The organism is Mycobacterium sp. (genome assembly GCF_032161845.1).
Taxonomy (GTDB): domain Bacteria; phylum Actinomycetota; class Actinomycetes; order Mycobacteriales; family Mycobacteriaceae; genus Mycobacterium.
Genome location: NZ_JAVRQA010000360.1, coordinates 1 through 5,571 on the forward strand (window position 1 = coordinate 1; position 5,571 = coordinate 5,571).

Annotated in this window: 2 protein-coding genes; one reads left to right on the forward strand and one right to left on the reverse strand. The window is 70.6% G+C overall.

Features of this window, described 5'->3' with window-relative positions; genetic code table 11:
- On the reverse strand, window positions 1-1,226 hold a 1,226-nt coding region (locus QOD90_RS19390), incomplete at its 3' end, for a pyruvate, phosphate dikinase (protein ID WP_526352454.1).
- Between the two features lie 211 nt (window positions 1,227-1,437).
- Between QOD90_RS19390 and QOD90_RS19395 the strand changes: the two genes are divergently transcribed.
- A partial coding sequence (locus QOD90_RS19395; RefSeq protein WP_526352455.1) for a type I polyketide synthase occupies window positions 1,438-5,571 on the forward strand: 4,134 nt, incomplete at its 3' end.

Consider the following 5,571-nt stretch of genomic DNA (forward strand, 5'->3'; position numbering starts at 1 on the left):
GTGACGACGCCCTTGGCCGCCATGATTCCCGCGACGTCGTCGGGGCTCGTCGTCGGACGCTCCAGGATGACGTCGCGCCCCTCGTCGGCCGCGGCGATGGCGTCGTCGCTGGTCGTGCACGCCAGCCCCGAGGCGATTCCGGGGCAGGCGGCCGCTCCGGTGGCCAGCGGCGGGCCGGACGGTGCCGATCGGACCGCGAGCACCGATGCGAGCTGCTCTGGGCTGACCCGATCGAGCACGCCGACGTCGTCGATGAGGCCCTCGTCGCGGAACGCCAGCGCCAGCCGCAACGCCGCTTGTGGCGAGCGCTGCGCCACCCGCGACTGCAGCAGCCACAACCGGCCTGCCTCCACGGTGAACTCGACGTCCTGCACGTCGGCGCCGAGACGCTCGAGGCGAACGCCCGCGTCGATCAACTCGACATAGGCGTCCGGAAGCCGATCTCGCAGCGCGACCAGCGGCTCGCAGTCGCTGGTTCCCGACACGACGTCGTCCCCCTGGGCGGCGGGCAGCCACTCGCCGTACGGGTCGGAGGCACCGGACGCCGGGTCGCGGGTGAAGAGCACCCCGGTGCCCGATCGCGTGTCGAGATTGCCGAACACCATGGCCTGCAACAGGATTGCGATACCACCGCGGTTTAGGCCCCGGTGCGCGCGATAGGCGGCCGCCCGGTCCGATGACCAGGAGGACGCGACCGCTTCGATGGCGCCGCGCAGTTGGGCCAGCGGTTCGTCGGGCGCGGGCGCCCCGTCGGGCACCGCACGTCGATACCCGCGGCGAAACCGCTCGCGGGTGTCGTCGGCGAACGGGATCGAATATTGGTGTCCAAGGGCCTCGACGACGGCATCGTCGATGCCCACGTTCAGGACGGTCTCGAGCATGCCTGGCATGGACGTCTCCCCGCTGCTGCGGACCGAGAGCAGCAGCGGCAGCGGGCCCGCCCCGAACGTCCGACCCGTCCGCTCCTCCAGCAACTTCAGCCCGCCAAGCACGTCCTGCCACATTCCCTCGACCAGTGCGGCGGGGTCCGCTCCGCACTCGTCGCACCATTCGGAGGCCACGCAGAACGCGGGCGGGACGGGCAGACCAAGGGCCGCCATCGCGGCGACCGCCCGGCCCTTGCCCCCCACGACCGACCGTGCGGCGTCGCTCAGACCGGCGTCCAAGACCACCGCGGTATGACGGTGTGCCGGGTGAACGTGTCGGCTACCTGCGCCGAATGCCATCGCTCCACTCCGTCGTCTCGCCTGGTGAATGCCCGAGTGTATGCAGGTGTGTGTTAGCCGGCGCCATCGGAGGGAACACAATGGTCTGACACCGTTCGTCCCGTGTCGCGAGGGGGCGCCAGAGCCTTCTAGGCTCATCCAACGAACACGTTGTACCGAATACTTGTGGGTCGCTGCACGCGCAGCGGTCCAGACAGGGGTTTCACACCGTATGGCCGATCAACTCGCCAATGCCACCGAGGCGCTCCGCCGGGCGCTAGCGCAGAACGACCGGTTGAAGACTCAGAACCGGGCCCTTCTCGAGCGCTCTGGCGAACCGATCGCCGTCGTGGGCATGTCGTGTCGATTCCCGGGAGGCGTGAACTCTCCCGACGACCTGTGGGACATGGTGGCCGCGGGTCGCGATGTGGCCACCGAGCTGCCCGATGACCGCGGCTGGGACGTCGCCAACCTGTACGACCCCGACCCCGATGCGCCCGGCAAGTCCTACGCACGCGCCGGCAGCTTCGTCGACGACGTCGCCGACTTCGATGCGGGCTTCTTCGGCATCGCGCCGAGCGAGGCTCTGGCCATGGATCCCCAGCAACGCATGCTCCTCGAGCTGTCGTGGGAGGCGCTGGAACGCGCAGGCGTCGACCCGACGTCCCTGCGAGGCAGCGCCACGGGCGTGTTCGCGGGCGTCATCGCCGGCGGCTACGGCATGTCCAATGACAGCATCGAGGGCTACCGGCTGACCGGCATGACCTCGAGCGTCACCTCCGGCCGGGTGGCCTACGTGCTCGGCCTGGAGGGCCCCGCCGTGTCGATCGACACGGCGTGCTCGTCGTCACTGGTCGCCCTGCACATGGCGGTACAGGCGCTGCGCCTCGGTGAGTGCGACATGGCGTTGGCGGGCGGCGTCACCGTCAACGCCACCCCGACGATCTTCGTCGAGTTCAGCCGCCACCGCGGACTGGCCGCCGATGGTCGCTGCAAGCCATACGCCGGTGCGGCAGACGGCGTCGGCTGGGCCGAGGGTGGCGGCGTGCTCGTCGTCGAGCGGCTCTCCGACGCGCAGCGGCTCGGTCACCCGGTGCTCGCCGTCGTGCGGGGATCCGCGGTCAACCAGGACGGTGCGTCGAACGGTTTGACGGCGCCCAACGGCCCATCGCAGCAGCGCGTGGTGCGCGCGGCGTTGGCCAATGCGGGCCTGTCGACCGCGCAGGTCGACGTCGTCGAGGGCCACGGCACCGGCACCCCGCTCGGTGACCCCATCGAGGCCCAGGCACTCCTGGGAACCTACGGGCAGGACCGGACGCAGCCGCTGTGGCTCGGCTCGGTCAAGTCCAACATGGGTCACACCCAGGCCGCCGCCGGCGTGGCTGGCGTCATCAAGATGATCATGTCGATGCAGCACGAAACGCTGCCCGCGACGCTGCACGTCGACGCGCCAAGCCCGCACGTGGACTGGACAGCCGGTGCAGTCTCACTGCTGACCGAACCGCAGCCGTGGCCCGCCGGCAGCACTCCCCGCCGCGCAGGCATCTCGTCGTTCGGCATCAGCGGCACCAACGCCCACGTGATCGTCGAGTCGGCCCCGCCGACGGCGTCGGACGCCGTGGCGCCCGCCCCGCCGCGGGCAGCGGTGCTGCCGTGGGTGCTCTCCGCCAAGTCCCCCGCAGCGCTGCGCGGGCAGGCCGCTCGCCTGTCCGAGCACCTCGCCACCCACGGCGACCTCGACGACCTCGACGTCGCCTGGACGCTGGCGGGGCGGACGTCGTTCGAGCACCGCGCCGTCGTGCTCGGCACCGACCGTGATCAACTCCTCGCCGGCCTGTCGGACGTCGCGTCCGACGCCGACATCACCCAGGTGATCCGGGGCACCACCACGCCCGTCGGCAAGGTGGCCTTCGTCTTCCCTGGCCAGGGCAGCCAGTGGCTCGGCATGGGCATCGAATTGATGTCCAGTTCAACGGTTTTCGCCGACAAGCTGACGGCGTGCTCCGAGGCGCTGGCGGAGTTCGTGGATTGGTCGTTGCTGGACGTGCTGCGGGACGGGTCGAGCCTGGATCGCGTCGACGTGGTGCAGCCGGCACTGTTCGCCGTGATGGTCTCGTTGGCGGAGCTGTGGCGTTCGGTCGGCGTCACGCCCGACGCGGTCATCGGTCACTCTCAGGGCGAGATCGCCGCCGCCCACGTCGCGGGAGCCCTGTCCCTTCGCGACGCCGCACGGGTGGTCGCGCTGCGCAGCAAGCTGCTGGTCGAGCTGTCCGGTTCCGCGGGCATGGTGTCGCTGGCATGCAGCGTCGAGCGCGCTCGGGAACTGTTGGCGGGCTTGGACATTCGTAGCGATCAAGCCGACGTCGCGGTCGTCAACGGCCGCTCCGCCGTCGTCGTGTCCGGTGAGACGGCGGCCCTCGAGCAGCTCATCGCGCAGTGCGAGGCACTGGAGATCAGGGCCCGCCGCATCGACGTCGACTACGCATCGCACTCGGCTCAGGTCGAGGCGATCTACGGCCGGCTGCAGGAGGCCCTCGCAGGCCTGGAGCCGCAGTCGACCCGTACGGCGTTCTTCTCCACCGTCACAGGCGATCTCGTCGACACCGCCACCCTCGACGCCGACTACTGGTACCGCAACATCCGGCAGACGGTGAACTTCGATCAAGCCGTGCGGGCCGCGTGCCGCCACGGCTACCGAGCCTTCGTCGAGGCCAGCCCGCACCCGGCGCTCATCGCAGGCATCGAGGATACCGTCCGCGACTGCACCGACGCCGCCACCGAGCCCGTCGTCGTCCCGACGCTCGGCCGTGACGAGGGCGGCTGGGACCGCTTCCTGACCTCCACGGCGCAGGCCTTCACGTCCGGCATCGGGGTGGACTGGCGCGCGACGTGCGAGGGCGGCCGCCTGGTCGAGGTGCCCACCTACGCCTTCGATCGTCGCCGCTTCTGGTTGTCCGGCGGCGGTACCGGCACCTCGGATGCCTCGGGCTTCGGACTCAACGGTGCGGCACACGCGTTGCTCGGCGCCGTCATCGAGGTGCCCGAGACGGGACAGGTCGTGCTGACCGGACGGCTGGCGGTGTCGACCCAGCCGTGGTTGGCCGATCACGCCGTTGGCGGCGTAATCCTCTTCCCCGGTGCGGGATTCGTCGAGCTGGCCATTCGCGCCGGCGACGAGGTCGGGTGCCCGGTCGTCGAAGAACTCACCCTGCAGGCGCCGCTGGTGGTGGCGCAGTCAGGAGTCCAGATCCGGGTCTTGGTCGGAGCAGCCGAGGAGTCCGGATCCCGGACGGTGTCGATCTTCTCCCACCCCGACGACCCCGAAGCAACCTGGGTGCTGCACGCCGAGGCGATCGTCGGGTCTGGTGCTGGTGCGCCCCCGGCCGACCTATCCGCGTGGCCCCCCGCTGGCGCGGTCGCGACCGACGTCAGCGATGCCTACGAGGTCCTGGCCGCCCGCGGCTACGAGTACGGCCCGGCCTTCCGCGGACTCACCGCGATGTGGCGCCGGGGCGACGAGGTGTTCGCCGAGGTCAGCATTCCGCAGGACGTCCAGTCCGGCGATTTCGGCGTGCATCCGGTGCTGCTGGACGCCTCGATGCACGCCATCGCCCTGGCGGTCGGGGATCACGAACTCGCACTGCCGTTCTCCTGGCAGCAGGTCGCCCTTCACGCCGCAGGCGCATCGTCGGTGCGCGCGAGAATCGCACCGGTTGGCCCGAATTCGGTGTCGATCGACCTGGCCGACGGGCTGGGACTCCCCGTGCTCTCGGTGGGGTCCATGACCACCCGCCCGGTGAGCGCCGAGCAGCTGGCCATGGTCAGCCAGGCCAGCGCCGACGGTGAACTCTTCGAGGTGGAGTGGTCGGCGGTTCCCCTTCCGGAAACGGCCGGACCGGCCGACGACGCCACGATCTACGAATCCGCCTCCGTCACAGATGATTCTGACGACACGCCGGTGCTGGTGCACACCACGGTCCATCGCGCACTGGCGCGTCTGCAGTCGTGGCTCGCCGAGCCGTCCGCCTCGAAGCTGGTCGTCGTCACGCACGGAGCGGTGGCTCTGCCGGGCGAGGACGTCACCGATCTGGCTGGTGCGGCGGTCTGGGGTTTGGTCCGCGCCGCCCAGACCGAGAACCCCGGTCGGATCGTCCTCGTCGACGCCGTCGGCGAGTTGGACGTGCCGAGCGTGCTGGCCGTCGGCGAACCGCAGGTCGTGCTGCGGGCAGGCGTGCCGCACGTCGCACGGGTGGTGCGCAGTCGTGGCGCCGACTCGGTGCTGCAGCCCCCGATCACCGGCAAGCCGTGGCGCCTCGGCATCGCGACCGCAGGAACCTTCGACAACCTCGCGCTCGAAGAGGTGCCC